We start from the raw sequence: 24,428 nt of genomic DNA on the forward strand, positions 1-24,428 counted from the left end.
AACGCTGCGGCTGCGAAGCCTGCTTCAGTGAGATCGCGGAACGCGATGCCTGGGCCTGTTTGCGCCGACGGGAACTCCGCGCGGCGGCAATTTGCGCGGCGGCCCGCAATCCGCCTTACGTACACGGAGGTCGAAGGCCACCTGCAGCAGGTGGCCCGCGTCCGAATCGTCGCCTGGACCTATTTCACGCTTTTTTGTGCCGTGTCATAGCTCTCCATCAACGCTCCATAGGCGGGAACGACGTGATCAACCATGACCTTCGCGAAATCCATAGCTTCTGGGCGATCCCAGGTGTTCATCAACTCGGACATGACCGCGAACGTGTCGATCGGCATTGCTCCTGCCTGCGTGACTCGGGCAACGGTGATGTCGGTTGCCATCTTCGACCAATTACCCGATGCATCCACAATGCAGAACACTTTGTACCCTGCGGCAAGAGCGCTGAGTGCAGGGAAAGCCATGCAAATGCTCGTGAGCGTGCCTGCGATGAGCAGTGTCTTCCGCTTGGTTTTCTCGATGGCTTCGACAAAGGGGCGGTGATCCCATGCGTTGATCGGCCCTACGCGCGGAACGTGCACCGCATCGGGGTTGCTCTGATGAATCTCCGGAATGATCGGACCATTCGGACCGTCGGGAACAGATGCCGTCGTAATGGTCGGAATCTTTGCGATGTGTGCCACCTTCGCAAGTGTGGTTACGTTGTTGCGGAGGGTCGAATACTCCATATCGCGAACCAGTTGAAACAGGCCGCTCTGATGATCTATCAGTAGCAATACCGAATCGTTTGCGTCAATCATCCACTTGTTTGATGTCATGTCATTTCCTTTGGGTTGGGGAACTGGATAAGCTGCCATTGGCAGCGGGGATCGTGCTATCCCAGCACACGAAGATGTCCTCGGCGGTCAGTACATGGGTCATGAAGAGACGCCGGCGGACAAAGAGCTGTCGATCGGTGGCTGCGACTGAGTTTGCGGATAACTCGGTGGCAACCGACCAGTCGACGCCGATAACGGCGCCTTAGCCGATCAGCTTGTCACGTCGCAGCTCGGCGCCAATGCGCTGAATTTCGGCCTCCCCCTGTGCGAGGGCGGCCTTGTTGGTGTGCACCGAGTAGTAGCCCATCACCAAGTCGTGTGGATGCTTCACCGCCGAGCCGATGACGAAGGACGTGTCGCCGTGGGCCACCGAGTCGATGACCTGTTCCGATTCCTCGAAAACAGCGAGCTCACCGGTGCCGACCATCCCATTCACATCGAGTCGTCCTGCGCTGACCGCCAACCACGCCACGGTGTGGCCGGCGGGAGGCGTGTATCGCCAGCGCTCGCCGTCCTTCAAATTCACGGCAAGGTAGTTCATGCCCGAAGGTGCTGGAATCGGGCTCCGGGCCTTGCCATAGCTTCCGAGCAGCACACGGACCGGGCCTTCTTGCGGAACATCTGTGGGTGCCAGGTAAAGGCTTTCCGCGTGTGCGTTCTCTTCCGAGGCAGGCAGGGCCACCCAGAGCTGGAAGCCCTTCATCTGCAAGTCGCCGACGGGTGCGCCGATGTGCCACACGCCGTTTCCAGCGCGCATCCACTCCACGCCGCCAGCGAGCAACACGCCCTTCTTGCCGGTCGTGTCTTCGTAGCGAAGGTTGCCTGCCATCACGAAGGTCAGCGTAGCGATGCCCGAATGCGGATGCATCGCGAAGCCCTGGCTGCCAAGCCCGGGACTGAAACTGTTGAGGTCTAGAAAGATGAACGGCTTCAAGAACTCGCCGAGCTCGCTCGGGCTCACGAGTCGCGTGATCGGTCCATGGCTGCTGCCATGCGTGCGGTGGACGATCGCTCGCACGCCCGCACTCGATGCTTGATCAAGGTTCGGATTGTCAGTAGTGCCTTGTGATGCGGTCATCGGTCGTCCTTGGAGATGAAGTGAAGTGGGCTCGCCGAAGACATGACGTCTGGGCTGCTGCAGTTGATGTATGAACGATAGGGGCGGTAGGATCGACTTACTAGCCCGTGCAATCGGAGCACAGCCGTCCAAATTTCCAATCAATAGGCTTTTCATGCTCGATCTGAACGACATCGCCTTGTTCGTGCACGTCGTGCGCAGCGGCAGCTTTGCGGGCGCGGCGCGGCGCCTCGGTGTGCCAGCGAACACCGTCAGCAGACGCGTTCAGGAGCTTGAGAAAAATCTCGGCACGCGACTGCTGCAACGCTCGACCCGCAGTCTCACCCTCACCAGCGCAGGCGAGGAGTTCAACTCACGTTGCGCTGGCGCGGTCGCCGGACTTATCGAAGCCGGCCAAGATCTGAGCTCGGAGAGCCAGGAGCCGAGTGGGCTTGTTCGCGTTGCCGCACCGGCTGACTTCCTCGACTTGTTCGTGATGGAATGGATCGCCGAGTTCCTGGCAACCTATCCCAAGGTTCGACTTGCCCTGGTGCTCAGTGATTCGAAGGCGGACCTGATCGAGGATCGCATCGACGTAGCGTTTCGTGGTGGCCTCCTTGAGGACTCGGAATACATCGGGCGGCAGGTTCTGTCCGCGGGCAACGACGGGCTGGTGGCCAGCCCCGGCTACCTTGCAGCGAGAGGCGCGCCCAGCACGCTGCAGGACCTGCAGGAGCACGATTGCGTGACCTTTGTGCAGTCTGGCATCGGTCATGTGACCTGGCGGATGGCCAAACCTGACGGCATCGAGGAGGCTGTGCAGGTTGCCCCTCGCTTCGCCGGCAACACGGCGCAGGCCCTTCGCAAGGCCACGCTGGCTGGGTTGGGGGTCACACTGCTTCCAAGGGCCATCCTCATGAAGGACCTGCAGGCCGGACGCCTCGTTCCCGTGATGCCCGAATACCAGCGTCCCGGCCATGGCCTCAATGTCCTGTATCCCAGTCGACGGCATCTGGCGCCGGCTGTGTCGGCGTTCATCGATCTCGTCGTCGCGAAAGTCGGCGAACTGGATGCGACATTGACACCGCTGCGCCCGTAGGGGCTCAGCAGGCACGCGAGGGTTGCTGGGGGCGCAGTGCTCGTAGCGCCCCCTCGAACGAGTGCCCGGGCCCGAGATCGAAGCTGCGTGAGCCGCCATCTGTGCCGGGAGGCCGCTGATGGGGCATGTTGGGTCTCATTCCTTGCGTAAGCGGGGCGCCCAGAAGAGCCCACGTGCGGCGGCGAAGACGGCCCTCGTAACGGGCTCCACGTCAGGCATCGACCTGGACATCGCGAGAGCCCTGGCCTCGGGTGGTGCGAACCTGATCCTCGATGGCTTCAGCCGCCTGGCGCTGCCGGCGATAAGCTGTCGGAGCTGGTGCAGGGTAATAAACATCGCATCGGCGCATGCGCTCGTGGATGGCTGAGCTGTTGCCATCTGGAGTTGCAAGAACTGCCAGCCTAGCCGGTCGGTCCTGAAATGAATCAAACCAACCCAGTTCGTTTCGCTTCGTCGACGGTTTGGGTTCCGGCCAGTTGCATGACCATGCTAAGTTCCTTGTTCAGGAGCTCGAGCACGGACTGCACGCCGCGCCAACCGCCCAACGCCAGTCCGTAGTAGGCCGGTCGGCCCAGGCCGACGATGTCGGCACCCGATGCGAGCGCCTTGAAAACGTCTTGGCCACGCCGAATTCCGCTGTCGAAAATGATGGGAACCTTGCGGGCCACGGCCTTTGCGACGGTCGGCAGCACGGTGAAGGTCGCGGGGCTGCCGTCCAGTTGTCGACCACCGTGATTGCTGACCTGGATCGCCGCCGCGCCAGCGCTAATTGCAAGCAGCGCGTCATCTGGGCTCGAAATGCCTTTGACTATCACCGGCAGGCCAGACTCCTTGATCACGAACTCAACGGACTTCGGATTGATCTTGAGTGCAAAAGCAGCGTTCAAGGCATGCACGTCCCCTCCCGTCCCCTTCGAGACCAAATTGCCGAAGGGAAACGGAAAAACGAACTGGTTACGGGCGTCGGCTTCCCTGTTGCCCGTTGCGGTCGAATCCACGGTCAGGACGATCGCCTCGTAGCCGGCCGCTTTGGCGCGGCGCAACAACTCGCGATTCACGCCCTCGTCCTTTTGCAGGTAGAGCTGGAACCATTTCGGTGCAGAAGAGGCGCTTGCCACCTGCTCCATCGACAGCGTCGAGACGGTGCTCAGGGTCATGATCGTGTTACCGGCTGCGGCTCCCATGGCCATCCCGGCTTCGGCAGTGACGTGGGCCAGTCCTTGCCCACCCATCGGGCAGATCACCACGGGCGAAGCAATGCTTGTACCCAGGATCTCAGTACGCAGATCGACAGGGCCTTTGCCAGTCAGAACGCGCGGCATGATCTGTCTGCGCTCGAAGGCAGCGCGGTTCTCGCGCAAAGTCCACTCGTCCCCCGCGCCACCTGCGATGTAGCCGAACCCGCCTTTGGGGAGAATCTGGGCCGCCTGCTTTTCGATTTCCAGCAGATCGTTGAGCTGCAGCGCCCGAATGGCAGAGCCCGCTTGGTAGCCGCCGGGACTGGCCGCTGCTGGCGTCGGCGCCCCCCAGGCTGAGGCAGTCATGCTCGCATTCGAGGAGACGATGGCGGAGCCTACGGCTGCGTACTTCAGAAATGTTCTACGTGAATCGTGGGCCACGATGCGGTCCTTTCCGGTGAAATTGGGTTACCAGCGAGCGTGGAGCCTGGCCGTCCACGCTCGGCGCGCAGGATCAAGTTGTGGCGAGGCGCCGGGCATCGAGACTAAGGCTGCCCGCTCCGAAAGCCGCAATCTGTAGCAAGCCGCCTGCGATGGCGATGTTCTTCATGAAATGCATCATCTGGTTCTGATCGCCGAAATTGCGATGAAAGAACAGGGCCGTGACAACTGTGAAGGTTGCCAAGAGCAGGCTGACGAGGCGGGCCCGGTATCCGACCACTAGAAGAATCCCACCGCCCAGTTCGGCGACGATCGCGGCCAGATAGGCCAGCATCGGCACCGGCAGGCCGACCGAAGCAATATAGCCCTGCGTTGCTTCCGGTGCGCTGATCTTGCCGAAACCGCTGAGGATGAAGATGCTGGCCAGCAAGAGGCGGCCGATGACCGCGTAGTAGTTGTTCTGTGACATGTTTGATTCCTTGGAGGTGTGAATGTGGTGCTTTGCGCGATCAGGCGGCGAGCGCCAGGACCTGCGCCTTCGCACGTGCGATGGCTGCGGCTTTGGGCTCTTCCCCTAGTGCTAGGCCTTCGGCACGGATGACCGTGACGTCCTTCATGCCAATGAAAGCGAGTGCCGAGAGCAGATAGCTTTCCTGATGGTCCATGGCTGCCGAGGGGCTTCCGGCGGAGTGCACGCCGCCACGTGTGGAGGCAACGAAGACCTTCTTGCCCGTCACGAGACCCTCGGGGCCATTGGGCCCGTACTTGAAGGTGCGCCCGGCGACGGATACACGGTCGATCCAGCCCTTCAACTGCGAAGGGACAGAGAAGTTGTACATCGGCGCGCCGATCACGATGATGTCGGCGGCGAAGAGATCGTCGATATAGGCGCCGCCGGTGGCCAGGTCCTGGCCGAGTTCGGCACTGTCGACCGCGCCGCCCTGGAAGACGGCCAAGTGGACGCCGGACAGATGCATGGCTGCATCGGCGACGAGATCGCGACGTGTCACATTGGCGCCTGGATGGACGGCTTGCTGCCGGGCGACGATGTCTGCGGTGAGGGCTCGGCTCACCGAGTAGTCACCGAGGATGCTGGAGTCGATGTGAAGAATGGTAGTCATGTGGTTTCCTTGGTCATGGCCAAAGGATATGAACTGGTCCATTGCATTACTAGGCTGCGCGATTGAGGTGCTCTCGTCCAGCAGTCGAAGGAATCCCGGACGCCAGATGGATGCTCTTAGGGGGTGAAGGGGCGTGCCTCGAGGGACCAACATCCAACATGAAAGCCCAAGCGCAGGATGGCCGGAGACATGAGGGCCGAACGAGCGTGAACTGCGTTGCGACGGTCTGGCGATCAAACTCAAGATGTGCAAGCCGCAGATTGCAGAGACTTCAAAGTCCGACCACGTTATTTGGTCGGCGGGCATGGACACGACGGAGCGTTGGTGCTGCGCCGCCCTATAGCCTTTCGCGGCTGATCCAGGAACTCGGCGTCCTCGGCGTTCTGCTATCTGCATCGGCTCTTCTCGCTCGTGCCGTGCGAAATCGTTGCAGTCGACGTGGCAGCCTGATGGCGCATCCAATGCGCCAGTCCTGCACCGAGCTGCAGTTTCGTTTTGCGGGGCGGGTGTTGGACTGCTCTGAACGGGCTCTACAAGGCCGAACTCGGAGGCGCGACGGCGCCCGATTCGGCACCATGTCGCGAGGAGATTATTCGGAGTCGGGCTGGACGCCAGGATGTGCCTTGCGAAATGCCTCCTCGGCTTCGCAATGCGCATGGATCCGCATGAGCGTCGGATAGGCGTCTAGACCCACGTTGAACCTTTGGGCGCTGAAGATCTGCGGCACCAGGCAACAGTCCGCCATGGTAGGAGTGTCACCGACGCAAAAGCGCCCCGACAGGCCTGAAGCGCAAACCTGGTCTTCCAAAGCTCGTAGGCCTTGCTCTATCCAATGTTGAACCCACTCGGACTTCCTGTCGTCCGTGAGAGCCATCGGGCCCGTGAGGAATTTGAGCACTCGCAGGTTGTTCAGCGGATGCACGTCGCAGGCGACATGGTTAGCCAGGCTGCGCACGAAGGCCCGCTCTGCAAGACCCTTGGGCAGAAGCGAAGGACTCGGGTATCGTTCTTCGAGGTACTCGATGATCGCGAGGGACTGGCCGCTCGTGACATCATCATCCACCAAGAGGGGGACCAGGCCTTGCGGATTCAACTGCAGAAACGCCGGCGAGCGCTGCTCGCCGCCGTTGCGATTCAGGTGGACCGAACGGTAGTCGTGCGGCAGTCCCTTCAGGTTCAGCGCGATCCGCACGCGGTACGACGCACTGCTGCGAAAGTAGTTGTGTAAAAGAATGGGCAAGGCTCGTCTCGTTTGTCTGATGCAAAGCAGCCAGCCGAGGGTGAACTCCCGCGCTCGCTGAGCGGACGCGATCGTAATCGTGAGCGTGCCTACGTGGCCTGTTTGGCGTTAGTCGCAATTGACATAGCAGGCATGCACCGCCGGCAGGTTCCTGCTGGCTGTCGCCTCCGCGTGCTCAAGCCTTGGATGCAGTGGCCTTCGTCAGAGCGGTTCCCACCGGCTCTGCTCCGAACCAGATCTCGCCTGCCAGCGCTTCGGCACACGTGGAAATGACATGGCGGCGGCCTTCGCGCACGGCCTGCGAGTGATTCCGTGCCTGGTTCTCACATAGTGCCCACGTGAGATAGAGGCCGCGTATCGGTGCCCAGCTGATGGAATCTGCCATGCCGCTGCCGTAGAGGGAGCATGCAGGTACGACCGTGAAACCGATCCCCCGCCTCGCTAGGTCCAGGCAGAGCGTCAGCGTGTCAGTCTCGACCGCAAGCTGAAAGCTCATGCCCTTGCGCATCATCGAATGCTCGACATGGGCACGAAGCACATTGGGCCGTGCCGGAAGGACTAGCTTTATGCCATCGAGCATTGAAAGTGGAGCGGGTTCGTCCGGCAGCATCCCGTCGACTTTGGCTCCCACCAGGACCAGCGGCTCCCTCAATAGAGCCGTCTGCCGATAGCCGGCAGCCGGTGAGGTGTCGAAGGGCACGATGCACAGGTCCAGCAGGCCCGCGAACATGTAGTCGCGCAAAGCATTGCTCACTCCCTCATAGACGCGCAGCGTCACGTTGGGGTACTGCTTCACCATGTGCTCGACGAAAGGGGAGGTGAAGACGTGCTGCCAGGACGTGGGGATTCCGATGGCTATCTGGCCCGCCGCCTTTTCGCCGACCTGCTCCTTGAGAATCGTGAACTGCCTCAGCAACGGGCGCGCGCGGTCCGCGAGCAGTGTTCCTGCATCCGTGAGATGAACTCCGCCTTGCGTGCGATTGAAGAGCTTCGTTCCCATCTCGTGCTCGAGCGATGCCACGTGTCTCGAGAGGGCCGGCTGAGACAGGTGAAGGTCTGAAGCAGCCTTGTTGATGCTTCCCAGTTCGGCGATACGCAGGAAGTACTCGAGCAACTTGGAATCCATCTCAGTGTTCTCCGATTATTGGATAACAACTATAGCCGGCCAGCATTATTCTGATAACGCCTCACTGGCTAGCATTCACACCCATAGCCCGAGGCAAGACACGGCGGGGCGCACAGGAGACATATACATGAGCAATCTTTCGCTCGCCGCGGCAAGCGCAGTGGACGACATCCGTCGAGCCAACCTTCGCCGCCTGCTGGCGCCGAAATCCATCGCTGTGGTCGGTGCCTCGGCAGATCCGTCGAAGGCCGGCTCGCAGGCGATGAAGTCGCTTTCCACATTTCCGGGGTGCCTTGTCGGCGTGCATCCCCGTGAAAAGGAGATTCAAGGCTTCCCTTGCTATCCCGACTTCGCTTCACTGCCGGAGCCCGTCGATCTGGCGGTTCTTGCCATACCCGCGCAACACTGCGTGAAGGCGGCAGCCGACGCCGCCGCACGAGGGGTGGGAGGGATCTTCATCATCTCTGGTGGCTTCGGTGAAACAGGGGAGGCCGGCGCTGCGCTCCAGGCGCAGCTCGCTGAGATCTGTCGGAAAACGGGGCTGCGCCTCCTGGGTCCCAACACGTCGGGGTTCATCAATCCGCACAACGCCTGCGTCGCCAGTTTCGTTCCCGGCGTCGACAAGCTGCCCAAGGGCAATGTGGCTGTCATTGCGCAATCGGGCGGCGTCAACCTGAGCATCAGTTTTCTGGTGGAACGGCTGGGCGCCGGGCTTTCGTTGGCCGTCGGCCTGGGTAACGCGGTCGACGTCGGAAGCGCCGATGTGCTCGAAATGCTGGCCGACGATCCGACCACCGCGGCCATCGCGCTTCACCTGGAAGGTGTTCCGAACGGGCGTGAACTCTTCGATACGTTGAAACGCGTCACGCCACGCAAGCCGGTGGTGGCGTTGGTGGCTGGCAAGGCCGACATCGGTGAGTTCGCGGTGTCGCACACCGGAAACCTGATGGGATCACATCAACGCACCGTTTCTGCGCTGACGCAGGCGGGCGTGGTCGTGGTCGGCTCCACTGAGGACCTGGCGCAGGCCGCGGTGGTTCTGGCCCATCAACGTCTGGCTCCGAAGGAGCGCAATGCCTTCGGTCTGGTGACGGGGCAGGCAGGGCCCGGGCTGTTGATCGTCGACGGGCTCAAGTCCGCCGGTGTCGATGTCCCCGAGCTGAGCCCGGCCTCGATCGAAAAGGTCCAGGCCCTCTTGCCGCCGATGACCTTCGTGAAGAATCCTGTCGACACAGGTCGTCCGGGGCCAGGCTTTCCGCTGGTGGTGCAGCATGTGGCCGAGGACGAGCGTATCGACGCGGTTCTGGTCTTCGGATTGAGTGAGCCCGCCGTGCTGGATCCGTCCGCTGCACTCAAGCCCGCGTTCGTTTCCACGGGCAAGCCCATCGTGTTCGGTACGCTGGGCATGGCCGAAGACCTGGTGCCGGCGCTCGAGGACCTGCGTCGAGACGGCGTTCCTGCCGTTCAAAGTCCGGAGCGTCTCGTCCTCTCCGGCGTTGCTCTCGATACGGATTCGCGCGCTCAATGGCGGCTCGCCCGTCTGAGCGGCGAGGGCACTGTGAACGTCGGCCAGCAGCTCGTCGGACCGTTCAACGAAGACCGCTCGAAGGAGCTGCTCGGTACCTACGGCATCGATAGCCCGGGGCGCCGGTTGTGCGTCGGCCGCGCTGCCGCGCTGGAGGCTTTCCAGCAGCTGCGAAAGCCGGTCGTTGTGAAGATCGCCGCGGACGACGTGCCCCACAAGACCGAAGTCGGCGGCGTCTTTCTCGATGTGCGCGACCTGGCAGGGCTGAATGAGGCCCTCGACTCGATCGCAAGGATCCCGACATCTACCCCGGATCGCGTGCTTGTCGAAGAGATGGCGCCCCTGGGCGTCGAGCTCATCGTGGGCGCAGTGCGCGATTCATCCTGGGGGCCATGCGTGGTGATCGGGCTGGGCGGCATCCTCGCTGAGGCGGTGGCCGACTCCGCCGTGCGGCTCGCGCCGCTTGCAGAGGAGGACGTGTCGGAGATGCTGGAAAGCCTGCGAGGCAAGAAGCTCTTGGACGGCTTCCGCAACCTTCCTCGTTGTGACCGAGCGGCCATCCGCAAGGTGGCATTGGCCTTGGGCCGGTTGCTGATCGAGCACCCCGAGATCTCCGAGGTCGAGATCAACCCGTTGCGTGTGAATACGGAAGGCGCCCTGGCGCTGGACGCTCTTGTAGTGCTCGCGCCGAGCACTTGATAAACCAAGGAGAACATCGATGAAGATCCGAGTGATCGGTGGCGGTCCTGCGGGACTTTTCTACGCCTACCTGATGAAACGCGACGATCCGAGCCATGACGTCGTGGTCTACGAACGCGATCCCGAGAATGCCACGTACGGATGGGGCGTCGTGTTCTCGGACGTGGCCCTGTCCTTCGTCAAAGACCTGGCGCCGGAGCTCTACGAAGCCATCACCCGCAAACAGGTCGTCTTCGACGAAATGGCGGTGGTGCACCAGGGCGTGAACGTCACGTTGGCGCATAACACCTTCCATCGCATGGCGCGCATTAACCTCCTGAAGGGCCTTCACGAGCAATGCCGCAAAGTCGGTGTGGAGATCGAGTTCGAACGCAGATTCGACGATGTCGATTCGTTCGCGGATGCCGACCTGATCGTCGCTGCGGACGGTGCCAACAGCGCGATCCGTTCGCGCTACAAGGAACAGTTCCAACCCTCGCTGGACGAGCGCCCGAATTACATGGCCTGGTATGGAACGACGAAACTGTTCCCTGCGCTTTCGCTCATCTTCCGCCAAAACGAGGACGGCCTGGTCATATCGCACACCTACCAGTTCAGTCCGACGCACAGCACTTTCCTCGTTGAGGTCGACCCAGAGACGTTCCGCAAGGCCGGCCTCGACAAGATGAACGAGGCGGAGTCGCTGGCCTACTGCGAGAAGGCGTTCGCGCAGGACCTCGACGGGAATGCACTCCTCTCGAACAAGTCGAACTGGTTTCGATACACCATCGTCAAGAACAAGAACTGGCATTACAAGAACATCGTTCTGATAGGCGATGCGTTGCGCACCGGCCATCCCTCCGTCGGCTCCGGCACCCGTCTTGCGATGCAGGACTCGATCGCGCTCTTTGATGCCTACAAGAAGTGCGGCCCTGACGTGCCTGCGATGCTCGAGGAGTACGTGAAGATCCGTCAGCCGGGCTCCGATTCACTGCAGAAGGCCGCGATCAAGAGCACCGAGTGGTATGAGGACCTGAGCCCGAAGCTGCACTTGGACCCGATCTCCTTCGCCTACGACTACCTCACGCGCAGCGGCCGTGTCGACCACGCCGAGGTCCGCAAGCGCGATCCCAAGCTGGCTGCGGCCTATGAGCAGCTCCACCCTGAACTGACATTCTGAGCGAGGCGACCATGAGCAGTGACCTGGGCAGGATCGAGGATCTTCCGACCGAGTACGTAGCGGCGCTTCGAGAGAACAACACGCTTCCGCTCTGGCCATCTCTGCGAGCGATGCTCCCGCATGGCATTCCTGCACGCAGCACGCAGCCGGTCCTGTGGCGCTACAAGGATGTCCGTCCAAACCTGATGCGCGCGGGCGACTTGGCGCCGATCGAGAAGGCAGAGCGTCGCGTGCTCGTGCTTTGCAACCCCGGACTCGGTCTGGACACGATGCGGGCAACGCCGACGATCTATATCGGCATGCAGCTTATATTGCCCGGCGAGGTCGCGCCCAACCATCGTCACACGCCGTCGGCGGTACGTGTGGTGGTCGAAGGAAACGGAGGCTTCACGGTCGTCAACGGCGAGAAGCTTCCGATGGAGAAGGGCGACTTGATCCTTACGCCTCCCGGGCTGTGGCACGAGCACGGACACGAGGGACAAGGGCCTGTCATTTGGCTCGATGCGCTCGACTTGCCACTCATCTATGGCATGGAGGCCTCCTACAGCATGGAAGGGCCATCGCAAGCGATCACGAAGCCGATCGGCTTCGGGCCCGCTCGCTTCGGCCAGGGCGGTGTGGTTCCCTATCGCTCTCTGGATGCGGCGCGAGAGCGCTTTCCGATGCTTCGCTTTCCCTGGAAGGACGTCAAGCTGGCGCTCAATCAACTGGCGAAAGTAACGCCGCTCGGCGAGCCGGTACAACTCGCTTACGTCAATCCGGAGACAGGGCGCGAGTGCCTGTCCACGCTGGGGTTCTCCGCGATACAGCTGCGACCCGGCGAGGAACTCAAGTTTCCCAAGCGCTCAGCGTCCGCGGTGGTCCACGTGGTGGAGGGCGCTGGCACGGCGCTTGTCGATGGCGTTGAAAACAGATTCGAGGAGACGGACACCTTCGCAGTTCCGACGCACAGCAACGTTCAGATCGTCAACGCGTCCAATCAATCGCCGGCCTATCTCTTCATGGTGGACGACGCACCCCTGCAGAGAAAGCTCGGCATCTATCAAGTCTTTGACTGAGAGCCCAGATGAGCAAACTACTTTTCCCCGCGCCAGCGCCAACTCTGGCACCGATTCGCGGGTCCGACGCGTCCTTCCCGATCCGTCGCATCTTCTGCGTCGGCCGCAACTATGAGGCTCACGCGAAGGAGATGGGGGTCGCCGTGGACCGGGAGGCACCTTTCTACTTCACGAAGGCGGCAGAGTACTTCGTGCCTTCCGGCGCCACGATCGCCTACCCTCCGGGGACCAAGAACTACCACTACGAAATGGAGCTGGTCGTTGCCATCGGCAAAGGTGGCTTTCGAATCGAGGAGAAGTCGGCGCTGGAGCATGTCTACGGCTACGCGTGCGGCCTGGACATGACCCGGCGTGACCTGCAACTGACAGCCCGCGAGCAGCGTCGCCCCTGGGACCTGGGCAAGGACTTCGAGCAGTCTGCGGTGATGTCGGAGATCGTCCCGGCGAGCGAGGTCGGTCCGCTGTCGTCAGGCCGCATCGAACTGCGTGTCAACGGGGTGACCAAGCAATCGTCGGACATCAGCTTGCTGATTCACAACATACCAGCCTTGATTTCGCATCTCTCCGGCTTCTATCACCTCCAGCCTGGCGATCTGATTTACACGGGGACGCCGGAAGGAGTAGGTCCTGTGGTCGCGGGAGACGTGATTGATGGCTCGATAGAAGGGGTGGGATCGATCCGCCTGATCCTCGCTGACGGCGAGTGACATCTGCGCGGCGAACGATCTTTATAGCCTACGTGGTGGCGGCCCGAGATCACAGCGTCTCCCAGCCCGCGGCGCCTGCAGCCGATGCTGCCAACGACAGCAGCGAGTCGATCTACCTGCAGATCATCGCGGACGCATTGCCAACCAGGGCCAATGATCTTTATTTTTTGAGGACCGACAGGATGTTCTGTGCTGCGCCGACGGCCATTCCCCGCAGGCCGCCGTCGGTGGTGCCACCGATGTGGGGTGTCAGCACGGCATTGGGGGTGTCCAACCATGCCGAGTTCGCCGGCAAGGGTTCCTCGACGAAGCAATCCAGTCCGAGATGCAAATGCCCTGCACGGAGCGCGCTTTGCATCGCCTCTTCATCGAACATCCCCGCGCGGGCGGTATTTACTAGGATGGCACCCTTGCGCATCAGGCCGATGCGGCGCTCGTCCAGCAGGCCTCGGGTGGAATCGTCCAGGGGACAATGAAGAGACACGACATCACTCTTCGTCAGTAGTTCGTCGAGCTCGACCTTGGACGTCCCCGCCGGCAGGTCTGCTATCTCCAGGTACGGGTCACAGACGATGACCTTCATACCGATGGCTTGTGCGAAGCGAACCACGCGGCCGCCGATGGAGCCGCAGCCCACCACACCGAGAGTGGCGCCTGAAAGCTCGAACCCCATGTAGCTTTGCTTGTCCCACTGCCCATCGTGCATGCGCCGGTCTAGCCAGGAAATCCGACGCGCACAGGCGAGGATCAGGCCCAGAGCCAGTTCCGCGACGGCTTGGCTGTTCGATCCCGTGGCAGGAATCGCCGCCACACCCAGGCGCCGGGCTGCGGCTCGGTCGATGGCATCCATGCCCACACCATGCCGACCGATCACCCTGAGCTTTTTGGACGCTGATTGCACCTCGTGGCTGATCTGTCCGTAGCGCGAAAGGATTGCGACGGGTTGCTCGCGTTCCACCAAGGCCACTAGCTCCTCCTGCGAGAAGCGGGCGCCCGTGTAGACCAAGCGATAGTCCTTCAGCAACGCCACGGCGTCGGGATGGACTTTTTCTTCAGTGACGACGATGGTTTCTTGATTCATGGGGCAGTTCTAAAGGTCGATAAGAGATCGGGCACTTAAAAGATGATCGGATTGAGTGATGCCGCCGCAAACAAACGATGGCTTCGATTTTTTACTCTTGCGCCAAGCGGGAGCCAAGCCACACCTCAGCAGTTCGGGCGAAAATGGTGCAGACTCCCACCCTAGTTACTCCGAGAACCCTGCCCAAAATAGGTGTTCGCCACCTGTGTCGACTGCGTGAAAATCAACTTCGAACAAGAATCCGCATTCTGTGATTCGGAAAATGCTAAAGCCGGCCGAGCGTGCTTCAATAGTTTCATTCAGAATGCGAAAGCTGGATTGTCGAATTGCCGCTACAAGCGTCTTCCCCCCATGCGTGATGTCAATGCATCGAGCGTGCAAGCCTGGCAAGTCAACCGTTTGCACCAACGTCGGTGTACCCGTCAAAGCATCAAGTGAAAAAACTGCGATGCTGTTCTCGCCGCCTGCACAGACCATGTGCTCGCCAAATTCGGCGACGGCGTGCGAGCGGTTGACCACATAAGCAAACCGTCCGTTGGGATGTAATTTCAAGGCGCCAGCCAGCTGTGGTTGTCGCACATCGTTCGGTCGTTCGAGCGTACTCAAGACAACTTTCGGAGTGGCCGCTATGTGTCCATTCTCGATGTCGAACATCGCAAAAGCGTTTTGTCTTTCCAGTACGGTGTAAAGCCAAGCGGAGGAAGGATGATAGGCTGAGTTGCGAGGGCCAAAACCGTATCCGTCGTTGGGCGCCGAAACGTGTGCGAGACGAATTTCTCCTTTCGAGAACCGCAACACCTGCAGCGATCCGGGATTCTCAGGCCGCCCCCCCGAAGCATCATCGCCACGACAGGTCAGCAGCACGTCATCACTGCAGGGAACCGGAAGAATTTGATGTGGGAACCATCCAATGCCTGATTCGGCTGAAGAATTCAAAAATTCTCGGATGCAGCCATTTTCATCCAATATGTGGGCCGTCACCGCTGCTGGCAGGTTGTAGGCGATGAGGAGGCGATGTTTGGCTGTGTCCAAAGAAACATGGATGGGTCGGTGCGGTAATGCGAGTGCACCCTCTTTTAAACGCAGCGACCCATCCAATGTCACGATGACTAAACAGTGATGACGGCCCGGATTGCCGACACCGCCATCGCTGCAAACGACGTAAGCTAAGCCAAGTTTATTATCGAAGCAGGCGTATTGCACCTTGAACGGCATGCGCAAGGTGTCTTGCTCCTGCATCGAGCCGTCTAGGTTTAAGGCATAGCGAATTAAAATGCAGCCTATCGATGCGTACAGAAACTCAGTGCCATTTCGCCGTGGAGCCAGAACGTTCTGCAAACCGAGCTCCTGTTTTTCTCAATTGCGCTCTATCTTTGCGTCGCGGATCACGCGATCCCACAGTTCGACCTCGCGTTTGACGGTCGTGCGCAAGGCGTCAGGCCCAGCCAGGGCAAGGTCTACCCCTTGATCATCAAAGCGCTTCTGCAGACCGGTATTAGTCGATGCTTGCTTCATTGCAGCAAAGAGTTTTTCTACGGCGATTGCCGGTGTCCGGACCGGGACAAACATGCCGTTCCAAGAGTTGTAGGTGAAACCAGGCAAAGTCTTCGAAATCAAAGGCAAATTTTTCAATGGCGTCGAATTGCTCGGTGCCGTCATGCCAATTGCACGGATCGTTCCTCTTTCGAGCATGGCCGTGAAAGAAGGCATGGTGCCAAAGATGGCCTGCACGTTGCCAGCCACAAGGTCGTTCATGGCTTGCGCTGCGCCCTTGTACGGAACATGAGTGATCTTGATGCCTGCCGTGTGGGCGAAGAGTTCGGTACCCAAGTGCGCCAGCCCGCCAATGCCCGCCGTGGCGAAGTTGAGCTTGCCCGGATTGGCTTTGCCGTAGGCTATGAGATCGGCCACCGTCTTGATGGGCAGCTGGCTGTTGACCACCAGCACATGCGGCGCCGATGCGATCATGCCCACGGGTTCCAGCTGACTGAGGATGTCCACCGGGTTCTTGGACATGAGCGGCTGTGCAGTGATGTTGCCTGAGGCACAGAAGAACACGTTGTAGCCGTCAGCGGGTGCGCGCGTGATCGTGTTGAGCGCTGGAACGCCGGCGGCACCGCCCATGTTTTCAACCACGAAGGCTTGGCCCAGGCTGAGCGACATGGCCTGTCCCAGGTAGCGGCCCAGAACATCCGTTGCACCTCCCGCAGCAAACGGAATGATCATCCGGATCGGCTTGCTTGGGTAGTTCGTTTGGGCGTGCGCTGCAAAGGCTGGAACAGCAGCCAGAGTTCCGAGGAAAGAGCGGCGGCTCCAGGTCGATCCGTGGTTCATGGTTTTGTCTCGCGATGGTTGTGGATGGCCGCGATGGTGGTGAACTCCGGATATTTAACCAATGCATTACGTAGGGCGTAACGCAAGGCGATTTGAGAAAGCGGACGATTTACCATCCATGAATGCCGACGCGCGCCTTTAAAAAATCCATCGTAGATCTGGCGGGGGGGGGGGCAGCCTCTCCAGGAACACGGACGCTTTTCAAGTCACCGGTTGGCTCAGGCGATGAGGCGCCGTCGAGTTACCACGTGCAAGCTGTTCTGCGTGCTGTCTCGCTCCTGGCTGCTTTTGACGGCGAGGAGGTATTTCTTTCGCTGGCCGAACTTTCGCGTCGAACCGGGATGCACAAGCCCACCGTGCTGCGTTTGGCCCGCACCCTGGCGCTGAGCCGCTTCCTGGTTCAACGTCAGGACGGCGCTTGGCGACTGGGTCCGACCGCCGGATGGCTTGGCGCCCGCTACCAAGCGCAGTTCGATGTGGGTTCGGTCATCGAGCCGATCCTGCAAAAGCTCTCTACGTCCACCAGCGAAAGCGCTTCGTTCTACATGTACGAAGGCAATCTGCGCAGCTGCCTAATGCGGTGCGACGGTCCCACCGCGCGTCCGCATCATCCACGCTCTGGCGAACTGCTCCCGTTGGACTTGGGCGCACCGGGTCGCGTCATCCTGGCTGCCTTGGGTGAGCCTGGGGACTTGTACGAGCGTATCCGTCGCCGAGGGTTTCACTACACCCGTGCCGAGCGCGCGCCGGACGCTGCGAGCGTGGCCGCCGCCGTGCGCGGCGCACAGGGCGTGGTGCTGGGCTCTATTAGCACTTCTGGCCCTGTAGATCGCCTCACATCGACCGTGCTTTGCAAGCTGGCGCCTTTCACGGTCGATGCGGCCAAAGAGCTGGGCATCGCGCTCGGTGCCATGCCGGCGACGGCTCTGCGCGGTACTTGGCACCCCTGACGTTACGCACTCCGTAATGGATTGCCGCGGAATCTACCGTGGCATTCCAATGCAGTTCCTTTGCCACCGAGCAACGAAACGACTGCATCCCCATGACCCAAAGTCCGCCCCGCCCGCAACTGGGCCCTGCGCCCAACGCACGGCGCCATCTCCCGGCCCGTCTGCGAAACATCCTTTCGCTGGGCGACTTGGAAGCTGCTGCCAAACGCACCTTGCCTCGTCCGATCTTTGGCTATCTGCAGGGCGGCGTCGAGGACAACGTGACCTTGCAAGCCAACACGGCGGCGTTCCGCGACTGGATGTTCATCACCAATGTCTTGGTGGATGTTTCCCAGCGCAACCAATCCACCACCCTGATGGGAACCTCCTACCGGGCTCCTTTCGGCATTGCTCCGATGGGGTTGTGCGCGCTGTTCGCGTTCGAGGGCGATCTGGTGATGGCCCGCGCGGCGGAAGCCGCCGGCATCCCTTTCGTGTTGAGTGGCGCGTCGCTCACCCGCATGGAAGACGTAGCCAAGGCGGCGCCGAACTGCGGCTGGTTTCAAGCCTACATCCCGGGGGACGCTGGCCACATCGAAGGCTTGGTGAATCGCGTCGAACAAGCTGGATTCCGAACGATGGTCGTGACGGTCGATACCGCCACGTTGGCCAATCGCGAGAACAACGTCCGCGTGGGATTTTCCACCCCCCTGCGTCCGAGCGTCCGCTTGGCGTGGGACGGCATGGTGCGCCCGCGCTGGCTCGTTGGCACATTCGCGCAGACTCTGCTCAAGCACGGCATGCCTCATTTCGAGAACGCCGGCGCGGGCCGTGGCGTGCCCATCGTCGCGCGCAATGTGGTGCGTCAGTTCGGTCTGCGCGACCACCTGAATTGGGACCACCTCGCGCTCATCCGCCGGATGTGGAAAGGCAAGCTCGTGATCAAGGGGGTGACGTCCCCCGATGACGTGCGACGCGCCGAGCAGGCCGGTGCGGACGGCGTGATCCTGTCCAACCACGGCGGTCGCCAGCTTGATGGGACGGTCGCGCCACTGCGCACTCTGCTGGAAGCTGCCCGTGCGAAGGGCGGCATGGCACTCATGCTCGACAGCGGCGTTCGCCGCGGAACTGATGTGCTCAAGGCCTTGGCATTGGGTGCGGACCATGTCTTCGTCGGTCGCCCGATGGCCTATGCCGCTGCCGTGGGCGGGCAAGCAGGTGTGGCGCACGCCATCGGTCTGCTGCGCGACGAAGTCCACCGCGACATGGCCCTCCTGGGTGTGTCGTCCCTGGCCGATCTGCACTCAGGGCGCTTGATTCCCAGCAAAAACCCCACCTCAACCTGAAGGAGACATATGAAAATTTCCCTGCCCTCACGCGTGAAGAAAACCCTTGCTGTCTGCCTTGTGGCAGCAAGTGCAGCGGCGCATGCCGCTTGGCCCGAGCGTCCTATCACGCTCATCGTTCCTTATGCACCTGGCGGTGCGGCCGATTCCCTCGCCAGGGTGCTGGGCACGCACATGTCCACCAAGCTGGGCACCAGCGTACTCGTGGACAACCGGCCCGGTGCGAGCGGCACCATTGGCGCGGCAGCCGTTGCCAAAGCTAAGCCGGATGGATATACCGTTTTGTACGACGCGACGCCCAATTCGATCAATCCACACCTTGTTGCGAGCATGCCCTATGCGCCAGGCGCACTGCAGCCGGTCTCGCTGGTCTCGCTGGCACCCAACATCCTCATCGTGAGTGCGAACTCACCGCTCAAGGATGTCAACGCCCTTATCGCCAAGGCCAAGGCACAGCCCGGCACGGTCAATTTCGCTTCTGGCGGCAGTGGCACGGTGCAGCGCCTTGCTGGCGAATTGTTCCGTCAGCAGCTCAACCTCGACATGGTGCACGTGCCCTACAAGAGCGGCAGCCCGGCCATCACGGACGTCATGGCAGGCCAAGTCGATTTCTCCTTTAGCACGGTGATCGCATCGCAACCCTTGGTGGCCAGCGGCAAGTTGCGCGCGTTGGCAATCTCGTCACCCCAGCGCTCGGCGCGGCTTCCCGATGTTCCCACGGTGGCAGAAACGGTGATCCCCGGTTTTGAAGTTTATGAATGGAACGGGTTGTTCGTGCCGAAGGGAACCCCTCAGGCGGTGGTGAACAAGATTCATCAGGCGCTGGTGGAATCCCTCAAGGAAGACGAGGTGAAGCGCCGCTTCAGCGATGCAGGTGCCCAAGCGGTCGGATCGACGCCAGGCGAATTTGCAGAGTATCTAAAGAAGGAAGACGCGAAGTGGTCGGCAGTCGTCCGCAAAGGCGATATCAAGGCTGATTGAACCGCTTGCTCGCAACTTCAATTTCAAACGACCATGACGACATCCACCACCCGACGCATGGCAATGGCCGGCGCCTTGCTCATTGCTTGTGCCATGCACATCCCTGCCAGCGCGCAGGCAGTTAACTACCCGAACCGTCCGGTCAAGGTGATTGTTCCTTTCGTGCCCGGAGGCAATGCGGACAGCACGGCGCGCATTTTTGCGGAGGCCTATAGCCGCCGCTTAGGTCAGCCCTTTGTCATCGACAACCGAGGCGGAGCGGGCGGCATGATCGGCGCCTCACAAATGGCGCGCTCGGAGCCCGACGGCTACACGCTCATGATGGCGACCACCGGACCGATCGTGGCCAGCTGGCAGCTCGCCGGCAAGGCTGCGACATACAGCCTGAACGACATGAAAGCAGTGGCCCTGCTGAGCTATGTGCCGGGGGTCATCGTGGTGAATGCCAATTCGGCCATCAAAAATTACCAGGATTTGGCAGCCTATGGAAAGAGAAATTCCGAAGGACTCAAGTTTGGCCATCCTGGCAATGGCACCGCAGGCCATGTGAACATTCTGCAGATGCAAAAAGCCCTGTCGCAAAAATACATTGTCGTCGGGTACAAAGGTGCAGGGCCGGCTGTTCAAGACCTGTTGGGTGGTCAACTCGACGCGGTGGCTACCGATTTGCCATCGGCCTTGCAACTCATCAAGGGAGGCAAACTGCGTGCAATCGGGGTGGTCTTTCCGACGCGGGTGCCATCCTTGCCTGAAGTACCGACCATGATTGAAGTCCGGCAGCCAGAGATCGATATTGCGCCATTTACGGCGGTCATGGCTCCGAAAGCCTTACCGCAGCCTTTGGTCGACAAACTCGTTGAAGCCAACAATGCAGCGCTGGCAGACACGACTGTGCGCAAGCGCATTGAAGACATCGGTGGCGTACCCACCAAGATGTCAAACCCGGAGTTTGAGAAATTCCTGGGTCGGCAAACTGCGACCTACGCATCGCTGATTCAATCAGGACTTCTGCTCGCGGAATAACGAGCAGAAAAATAGTTCGTTCTGCATTGTGCCCAATCTTTCCTGGCACATTAAATTTTCTAAATCCTTTGATTCTTCTAATCCCTACCCATGATGAATCAGCCTGAAATCATCCGCGACATTGAGCGCGTGGCTCCCGACGTCGTTGCCAAGGCAAAGACCTTCCAGGCGGCCATCTTGGCCGACGTGGCCGGTCGCCGCGGCACCATGCACGCGCGCATCGCACCGGTCGCCGACAAGATGATCGTCGCCGGCCCGGCGTTCACTGTCGAAGTGCGCCCAGGCGACAACCTGATGATCCACGCTGCGATCGCACTGGCGCAGCCGGGTGACGTGCTGGTCATCGACGGCAAGGGCGACCAGACTGCCGCGCTCATGGGCACGCTGATGTTGAGCGCCTGCAAGAAGCGCGGCTTGGCCGGCGTGGTTGTCGATGGTGCGATTCGCGACAAGCTCGAGATCCTCGAACTCGACTTCCCAGTCTTCAGCGCCGGCTTCAACCCGGCCGGGCCAACCAAGTTCGTCCCGGGCCGCATCAACCATCCGATCGGTGCTGGCGGCATCATGGTGAACCCCGGCGACCTGATCGTGGGCGACGCCGACGGCGTGACTGTGATCGAGCGCGAGAAGGCGCCCGCGATGATGGGCTTGGCCGTGAAGAAGGTGGCCGATGAGGCCGCACGCCTCGAAGCCATCGCGCGGGGGGACACCGAAAGCAAGTGGTTGCCGGCTGCCCTGCGTGCGGCCGGCGTTCTGAAGGATGGAGAGTCGCTGTGAGCATGAACGACCGAGTGCAGGAAAAAATTCCGCATTCGGTGGGCCAAGAGCGGCCGCAGGTGGCAATCCCCCCCATGCATGCGACAGCCACATGCATATTTTTGATTCCCGCTTCCCCCACCCCCCACTGGACACGCACACCGACAGTGGCCGACGTAGCACTTACCGCAAGCTGCAGCGTCGTTTGGGCACCACCCGCACTGTGGTGGTGACACCCTCCACATACGGGATCGACAACCGTTGCGCCCTGCACGCGCTCAAGGAACTGGGATCACAGGCATACGCGGCCTCGAACCTGTCGCGCGCACAGATCGGGGCCGGTTCGAACGTCAATTGCTTCGCTGCGCCGGCTTCGTCAAATAGACCCTGGATTGGGCCTCGCTCTTGGTCGGCGTTACCTTGTCGGGATCGATGCGCACCATGAGGTAGTCGATGTGGTCGCCAATCTCGTGAGCCGGTGGGCCGTGCCCGCCGGAATCACGACCACGTCGCCGGCCTCGATGTCGTAGGCCACGCCGTTTCGCACTTCCGATCCGTTGTTGCCCGGGCTGTTCTGCAGCATCACCGTGCGCATCGTGGCAGGCCTGCGGTCGCGATTCAGTATGTCGGGTCCGAGCACCAGCGTCGCCGGTCCCCGAGATGACGTGACAGACCTCGCTCCTGAACTTCCGCCGCTGTCGCGGAGCACAGAGCCGAATCAAGCGGGATGTGCAGTGGCACATTGCGGGCCGGCCCAACGACATAGCGAAGATGCAGGATCAAACCTCTGTGCATATACGCTCACACGCTCTTTGCCGTCCCTTGGTCATTCCCGATTTGAAAAGCGCGGCTGAAGTCGCAGCATTCCTGCGCGAGCATGATGACTGACGCGATCAGGCTGCTGCGTTGTTCGCTCTTGTACATCGCGACGTAAGTGACCTCGGGAAGTGCCGGACTCACCTTGACGATCTGCAGCAGCCCGGCATCCACGAGCGGCATCATGCACTCCCTGGGGAGATGACTGAGCCCGAGGCCGGAGATGGTCATCCCGATGATGGCAATCAGGTTATTGCTTGCAAGGGTGTTCGTTGGAGTCAGTCCAAACGAGCGGAACCAGCGGTCGTACGCCAAACCCGTTGCGGATCGATCTCCCTGCGACAGCAGGCGTTGGGAGGCAACCTCATGGATTCGAAACGTCTTGTCCTTTGGAAGTGCACCGGGCTTGCACATCCAGGCATTGCGAATCGTGCCAAGCGCCTTCTGCGACAGTCGACCGTCTTCTGTCATCTCTGGAACGATGGCGACGTCGAGTTCGTCGGCCAGAATCTTTTCTCTTAGGTCGACACTTGCGTCCACATCCGGCTCTATCACGACCCTTGGGTAGTACGCCTGCACCAGGCTGACCAGCCGAGGGAACCACGTCATTGCCGTGAGCTCCGTCAGCCCGATTCGTAGCCGTCTCTCCACTACCTCTGGTCGCGCGAACTGCTCCATGGCCTCATCTCTTTGAGCAAGCAGGCGTTGGGCGACCGAGAACATCTCATCGCCTTTCTCTGTAAGCCTGGCCGTGCGAAGCGTGCGATCGAACAACTGCGTATCGACAACGCTTTCGAGTTCTTGAACCCGCCTGGATACCGCCGATTGCGTTGTGTGGAGGTGCTCGGCTGCTTGCGAAAAGCCGCCTAGCTTCGCGACCCAGTACACGGCCTCAAGCTGCTTGAAAGTGACCATCTGACGTCCTCGTGAGCAGCGCGTCGCTGAGCACAACCAAGGTGCATGTCGCGACGAACTGCCGGGTTTGCCCTTAGTCTATGCATAAAAAGCATTCAAATCTATCGAAAAAAAGCGCTTTTTTTAATATGTCACGGTCTCCAGAATTCGTGCCATCGACAACAAACCGCCGCGGAAGCGGCATCGGAGACTCGCATGAACCGATTCACTTTCGCTCGCATATTGCCGTTGGCGCTCTGCCTGATGGCGACGATGGCACACGCCAACCGCCTCGATGAAATCAAAGCCCGCGGCAAACTTGTCTGCGCCACGCTTTCGGGCTCCGAGCCGTTGGCCTATCAAGACCCGGCCTCGCGGCAGTACATCGGCTTCGATGTGGATACGTGCAGCGCGCTCGCAAAGCGGCTCGGCGTCCAGCTGGAGCATCGCCCCATCTCCGTCGAAGCGCGCATTCCCGAACTGTCCCTAGGCCGTGTGGATGTCGTTGCCGCAGCGATGGGATACACGAAGGAGCGCGCGGAGCAGATTGCCTTCTCGGACATTCATTACCAGATCCCGCTGAAGGTCATGGTCTCCAGCAAGTCCGGCATCAAGAACTTCGCCGAGCTTTCCGGCAAGAAGGTCAGTGCGAACAAGGGATCCACCCCGGAGCTCTACACGCGCAGCAAGATCCCGGCAGCGGAGGTTGTGACCTACCAGGACAGCCCGACGGCATTTCTGGCACTTCAACAAGGCAAGGTCCAGGGCTTCGCCGTCGCTCAGGCAGCCGGCGCGCGCTTCGTGGAAGGCAGCGACGGCAAGTTCGTGTTCCTCGATGAGTCACTGGCCTACGAGCCGACTGGCCTCGGCGTGAAAAAGGGCGAGCCTGAACTTCTTGCGGCGGTCAACAACGCCCTGAAGGATATGGAGTCCTCTGGCGAGCTCGAGGCGATGTGGAACAAGTGGTTCGGTCCCTCGACGAAATTCAAGATCGTCCGGGAGAAGAAGCTGACGCCGCTCAGTGCATTCTGATCCAGGCTCTG

Annotated in this window: 23 protein-coding genes and 1 pseudogene; 12 read left to right on the plus strand and 12 right to left on the minus strand. The window is 60.8% G+C overall.

Features of this window, described 5'->3' with window-relative positions; translation table 11 throughout:
* Window positions 1-179: 179 nt before the first annotated feature.
* Complete coding sequence (locus QRN67_RS00900) at window positions 180-815, minus strand: isochorismatase family protein (protein WP_285409869.1); 636 nt, start codon at window positions 813-815, stop codon at window positions 180-182.
* 202 nt (window positions 816-1,017) lie between these two features.
* Complete coding sequence (locus QRN67_RS00905) at window positions 1,018-1,893, minus strand: pirin family protein (RefSeq protein ID WP_285409870.1); 876 nt, start codon at window positions 1,891-1,893, stop codon at window positions 1,018-1,020.
* A 154-nt stretch (window positions 1,894-2,047) separates the two neighbouring features.
* Here QRN67_RS00905 and QRN67_RS00910 point away from each other — a divergent pair, with 154 nt between their 5' ends.
* Window positions 2,048-2,971 (plus strand): LysR family transcriptional regulator, encoded by a 924-nt coding sequence (locus QRN67_RS00910; protein ID WP_285409872.1) that lies wholly within the window; start codon window positions 2,048-2,050, stop codon window positions 2,969-2,971.
* A 425-nt stretch (window positions 2,972-3,396) separates the two neighbouring features.
* Here the strand turns inward: QRN67_RS00910 and QRN67_RS00915 are convergent, their stop codons facing one another.
* The 5 genes from QRN67_RS00915 to QRN67_RS00935 all read right to left on the minus strand — a co-directional run bounded on the left by QRN67_RS00915 (window position 3,397) and on the right by QRN67_RS00935 (window position 8,077).
* Window positions 3,397-4,515 carry an alpha-hydroxy-acid oxidizing protein gene (locus tag QRN67_RS00915; protein WP_285409874.1) on the minus strand — a complete coding sequence of 373 codons (1,119 nt, stop codon included), beginning with the start codon at window positions 4,513-4,515 and terminating at the stop codon, window positions 3,397-3,399.
* Window positions 4,516-4,663: 148 nt separating this feature from the next.
* Entirely contained in the window at window positions 4,664-5,059 is a 396-nt protein-coding gene (locus QRN67_RS00920; protein WP_285409876.1) for a DoxX family protein, read from the minus strand.
* Between the two features lie 40 nt (window positions 5,060-5,099).
* Window positions 5,100-5,711: an FMN-dependent NADH-azoreductase gene (locus QRN67_RS00925; RefSeq protein WP_285409878.1), complete on the minus strand. Its 612-nt coding sequence runs from the start codon at window positions 5,709-5,711 to the stop codon at window positions 5,100-5,102.
* A 589-nt stretch (window positions 5,712-6,300) separates the two neighbouring features.
* Window positions 6,301-6,945, minus strand: a complete 645-nt coding sequence (maiA, locus tag QRN67_RS00930; protein WP_285410144.1) for a maleylacetoacetate isomerase — start codon at window positions 6,943-6,945, stop codon at window positions 6,301-6,303.
* A gap of 181 nt (window positions 6,946-7,126) precedes the next feature.
* Complete coding sequence (locus QRN67_RS00935) at window positions 7,127-8,077, minus strand: LysR family transcriptional regulator (RefSeq protein WP_285409880.1); 951 nt, start codon at window positions 8,075-8,077, stop codon at window positions 7,127-7,129.
* Window positions 8,078-8,204: 127 nt separating this feature from the next.
* Here QRN67_RS00935 and QRN67_RS00940 point away from each other — a divergent pair, with 127 nt between their 5' ends.
* Genes QRN67_RS00940 through QRN67_RS00955 form a run of 4 tightly spaced genes read left to right on the plus strand, consistent with a single transcriptional unit; the run spans window position 8,205 to window position 13,225 of the window.
* Window positions 8,205-10,301 (plus strand): acetate--CoA ligase family protein, encoded by a 2,097-nt coding sequence (locus QRN67_RS00940; RefSeq protein WP_285409882.1) that lies wholly within the window; start codon window positions 8,205-8,207, stop codon window positions 10,299-10,301.
* A 19-nt stretch (window positions 10,302-10,320) separates the two neighbouring features.
* Window positions 10,321-11,460: an FAD-dependent monooxygenase gene (locus QRN67_RS00945; protein WP_285409884.1), complete on the plus strand. Its 1,140-nt coding sequence runs from the start codon at window positions 10,321-10,323 to the stop codon at window positions 11,458-11,460.
* Between the two features lie 11 nt (window positions 11,461-11,471).
* Entirely contained in the window at window positions 11,472-12,518 is a 1,047-nt protein-coding gene (locus QRN67_RS00950) for a cupin domain-containing protein (RefSeq protein ID WP_285409885.1), read from the plus strand.
* Between the two features lie 8 nt (window positions 12,519-12,526).
* Window positions 12,527-13,225 carry a fumarylacetoacetate hydrolase family protein gene (locus tag QRN67_RS00955; protein WP_285409886.1) on the plus strand — a complete coding sequence of 233 codons (699 nt, stop codon included), beginning with the start codon at window positions 12,527-12,529 and terminating at the stop codon, window positions 13,223-13,225.
* 160 nt (window positions 13,226-13,385) lie between these two features.
* Here QRN67_RS00955 and QRN67_RS00960 read toward each other — a convergent pair whose 3' ends face one another.
* From QRN67_RS00960 to QRN67_RS00970, 3 genes are all read right to left on the minus strand, one after another.
* The gene (locus QRN67_RS00960; RefSeq protein WP_285409888.1) at window positions 13,386-14,306 is read right to left on the minus strand and encodes a hydroxyacid dehydrogenase; all 921 of its coding nucleotides are present in this window, start codon (window positions 14,304-14,306) and stop codon (window positions 13,386-13,388) included.
* 165 nt (window positions 14,307-14,471) lie between these two features.
* Window positions 14,472-15,644, minus strand: coding sequence for a lactonase family protein (locus tag QRN67_RS00965; protein WP_285409889.1), 1,173 nt, complete (start codon window positions 15,642-15,644; stop codon window positions 14,472-14,474).
* An 18-nt stretch (window positions 15,645-15,662) separates the two neighbouring features.
* Entirely contained in the window at window positions 15,663-16,640 is a 978-nt protein-coding gene (locus tag QRN67_RS00970; protein WP_285409891.1) for a Bug family tripartite tricarboxylate transporter substrate binding protein, read from the minus strand.
* Between the two features lie 122 nt (window positions 16,641-16,762).
* On the opposite strand from QRN67_RS00970, the gene QRN67_RS00975 reads away from it, so the two are divergent.
* From QRN67_RS00975 to QRN67_RS01000, 6 genes and pseudogenes are all read left to right on the plus strand, one after another.
* Entirely contained in the window at window positions 16,763-17,590 is an 828-nt protein-coding gene (locus tag QRN67_RS00975) for an IclR family transcriptional regulator (RefSeq protein WP_285409892.1), read from the plus strand.
* Window positions 17,591-17,682: 92 nt separating this feature from the next.
* On the plus strand, window positions 17,683-18,915 hold the full coding sequence (locus tag QRN67_RS00980; RefSeq protein ID WP_285409893.1) for an alpha-hydroxy acid oxidase: 1,233 nt from the start codon (window positions 17,683-17,685) through the stop codon (window positions 18,913-18,915).
* A gap of 9 nt (window positions 18,916-18,924) precedes the next feature.
* Window positions 18,925-19,896 carry a Bug family tripartite tricarboxylate transporter substrate binding protein gene (locus QRN67_RS00985; RefSeq protein WP_285409894.1) on the plus strand — a complete coding sequence of 324 codons (972 nt, stop codon included), beginning with the start codon at window positions 18,925-18,927 and terminating at the stop codon, window positions 19,894-19,896.
* 33 nt (window positions 19,897-19,929) lie between these two features.
* Window positions 19,930-20,919, plus strand: coding sequence for a Bug family tripartite tricarboxylate transporter substrate binding protein (locus QRN67_RS00990; protein ID WP_285409895.1), 990 nt, complete (start codon window positions 19,930-19,932; stop codon window positions 20,917-20,919).
* Window positions 20,920-21,009: 90 nt separating this feature from the next.
* Window positions 21,010-21,696 (plus strand): RraA family protein, encoded by a 687-nt coding sequence (locus QRN67_RS00995; protein WP_285409896.1) that lies wholly within the window; start codon window positions 21,010-21,012, stop codon window positions 21,694-21,696.
* A 2-nt stretch (window positions 21,697-21,698) separates the two neighbouring features.
* Window positions 21,699-21,976, plus strand: a pseudogene (locus QRN67_RS01000) (amidohydrolase family protein); the annotation flags it as partial.
* Window positions 21,977-22,090: 114 nt separating this feature from the next.
* Here QRN67_RS01000 and QRN67_RS01005 read toward each other — a convergent pair.
* Entirely contained in the window at window positions 22,091-22,270 is a 180-nt protein-coding gene (locus QRN67_RS01005) for a hypothetical protein (RefSeq protein ID WP_285409898.1), read from the minus strand.
* Window positions 22,271-22,476: 206 nt separating this feature from the next.
* Entirely contained in the window at window positions 22,477-23,406 is a 930-nt protein-coding gene (locus tag QRN67_RS01010) for a LysR family transcriptional regulator (protein WP_285409899.1), read from the minus strand.
* 195 nt (window positions 23,407-23,601) lie between these two features.
* Here QRN67_RS01010 and QRN67_RS01015 point away from each other — a divergent pair, with 195 nt between their 5' ends.
* On the plus strand, window positions 23,602-24,417 hold the full coding sequence (locus tag QRN67_RS01015; RefSeq protein ID WP_285409901.1) for an ABC transporter substrate-binding protein: 816 nt from the start codon (window positions 23,602-23,604) through the stop codon (window positions 24,415-24,417).
* The last annotated feature ends 11 nt before the right edge of the window (window positions 24,418-24,428 follow it).

The organism is Variovorax sp. efr-133-TYG-130 (assembly GCF_030208835.1).
Taxonomy (GTDB): Bacteria; Pseudomonadota; Gammaproteobacteria; order Burkholderiales; family Burkholderiaceae_C; genus Variovorax.

Excerpts from the sequence above, each read along its gene's own strand:
- QRN67_RS00905 (WP_285409870.1), bottom strand. The coding sequence starts at position 1,893 with ATGACCGCATCACAAGGCACTACTGACAATCCGAACCTTGATCAAGCA.
- QRN67_RS00950 (WP_285409885.1), top strand. The coding sequence starts at position 11,472 with ATGAGCAGTGACCTGGGCAGGATCGAGGATCTTCCGACCGAGTACGTA.
- QRN67_RS00940 (WP_285409882.1), top strand. The coding sequence starts at position 8,205 with ATGAGCAATCTTTCGCTCGCCGCGGCAAGCGCAGTGGACGACATCCGT.
- QRN67_RS00970 (WP_285409891.1), bottom strand. The coding sequence starts at position 16,640 with ATGAACCACGGATCGACCTGGAGCCGCCGCTCTTTCCTCGGAACTCTG.
- QRN67_RS00990 (WP_285409895.1), top strand. The coding sequence starts at position 19,930 with ATGACGACATCCACCACCCGACGCATGGCAATGGCCGGCGCCTTGCTC.
- QRN67_RS00900 (WP_285409869.1), bottom strand. The coding sequence starts at position 815 with ATGACATCAAACAAGTGGATGATTGACGCAAACGATTCGGTATTGCTA.
- QRN67_RS01015 (WP_285409901.1), top strand. The coding sequence starts at position 23,602 with ATGAACCGATTCACTTTCGCTCGCATATTGCCGTTGGCGCTCTGCCTG.
- QRN67_RS00980 (WP_285409893.1), top strand. The coding sequence starts at position 17,683 with ATGACCCAAAGTCCGCCCCGCCCGCAACTGGGCCCTGCGCCCAACGCA.
- QRN67_RS00985 (WP_285409894.1), top strand. The coding sequence starts at position 18,925 with ATGAAAATTTCCCTGCCCTCACGCGTGAAGAAAACCCTTGCTGTCTGC.
- QRN67_RS00910 (WP_285409872.1), top strand. The coding sequence starts at position 2,048 with ATGCTCGATCTGAACGACATCGCCTTGTTCGTGCACGTCGTGCGCAGC.
- QRN67_RS00945 (WP_285409884.1), top strand. The coding sequence starts at position 10,321 with ATGAAGATCCGAGTGATCGGTGGCGGTCCTGCGGGACTTTTCTACGCC.
- QRN67_RS00925 (WP_285409878.1), bottom strand. The coding sequence starts at position 5,711 with ATGACTACCATTCTTCACATCGACTCCAGCATCCTCGGTGACTACTCG.
- QRN67_RS00960 (WP_285409888.1), bottom strand. The coding sequence starts at position 14,306 with ATGAATCAAGAAACCATCGTCGTCACTGAAGAAAAAGTCCATCCCGAC.
- QRN67_RS00995 (WP_285409896.1), top strand. The coding sequence starts at position 21,010 with ATGATGAATCAGCCTGAAATCATCCGCGACATTGAGCGCGTGGCTCCC.
- QRN67_RS00915 (WP_285409874.1), bottom strand. The coding sequence starts at position 4,515 with ATGACTGCCTCAGCCTGGGGGGCGCCGACGCCAGCAGCGGCCAGTCCC.
- QRN67_RS00975 (WP_285409892.1), top strand. The coding sequence starts at position 16,763 with ATGCCGACGCGCGCCTTTAAAAAATCCATCGTAGATCTGGCGGGGGGG.
- QRN67_RS00955 (WP_285409886.1), top strand. The coding sequence starts at position 12,527 with ATGAGCAAACTACTTTTCCCCGCGCCAGCGCCAACTCTGGCACCGATT.
- QRN67_RS00935 (WP_285409880.1), bottom strand. The coding sequence starts at position 8,077 with ATGGATTCCAAGTTGCTCGAGTACTTCCTGCGTATCGCCGAACTGGGA.
- QRN67_RS00920 (WP_285409876.1), bottom strand. The coding sequence starts at position 5,059 with ATGTCACAGAACAACTACTACGCGGTCATCGGCCGCCTCTTGCTGGCC.
- QRN67_RS01005 (WP_285409898.1), bottom strand. The coding sequence starts at position 22,270 with ATGCGCACGGTGATGCTGCAGAACAGCCCGGGCAACAACGGATCGGAA.
- QRN67_RS01010 (WP_285409899.1), bottom strand. The coding sequence starts at position 23,406 with ATGGTCACTTTCAAGCAGCTTGAGGCCGTGTACTGGGTCGCGAAGCTA.